We start from the raw sequence: 556 nt of genomic DNA, 5'->3' as shown, positions 1-556 counted from the left end.
GTTCCGCGTGAAGTCCCTCGCCGGGCTCGAGGAACGGCTGGCCGAGGAGTACGCGCGACTGTGGAAGGCTGAGGCGGGCGCGCTGAACGACGCCGTCCTCACGCTCCAGGAGAAGGGAACGGACTGACATGCAGAGGATCCACGATCCGCAGGAGCGGGGCTTCGCCTCGGACAACTACTCCGGCGTCCACCCGGAGGTGCTCGCGGCGATCGCCGAGGCCAACGGGGGCCACCAGGTCGCCTACGGCGAGGACGTGTACACGGCCCGCCTCCAGGAGGTCGTGGCCCAGCACTTCGGCGAGGACGCCACCGTGTGGCCGATGTTCAACGGCACCGGGGCGAACGTCGTCGGGCTCCAGGCCATGCTGCCCCGCTGGGGCGCGGTGATCTGCGCGGACACCGCGCACATCCACGTGGACGAGGGCGGCGCGCCCGAGAAGTCCGCCGGCATCAAGCTGCTGCCCGTGGCCACCGACGACGGCAAGCTCACCCCCGAGCTGATCGCCGCCGAGGCCTGGGGCTGGGGTGACGAGCACCGCGCCCAGCCCCTGGTCGT

1 protein-coding gene is annotated in these 556 nt (G+C 71.6%); it reads left to right on the top strand.

Annotation, left to right across the window (positions count from 1 at the left end; translation table 11 throughout):
- Positions 1-128: 128 nt before the first annotated feature.
- A partial coding sequence (locus ACOMDU_RS13590; RefSeq protein WP_421130694.1) for a threonine aldolase family protein occupies positions 129-556 on the top strand: 428 nt, incomplete at its 3' end.

Source organism: Vescimonas sanitatis, from assembly GCF_049060325.1.
GTDB classification, from domain to species: domain Bacteria; phylum Bacillota; class Clostridia; order Oscillospirales; family Oscillospiraceae; genus Vescimonas; species Vescimonas sanitatis.
The sequence above is the reverse complement of the archived record's forward strand: the minus strand, read 5'-3'. Positions and strand labels throughout refer to the sequence as shown.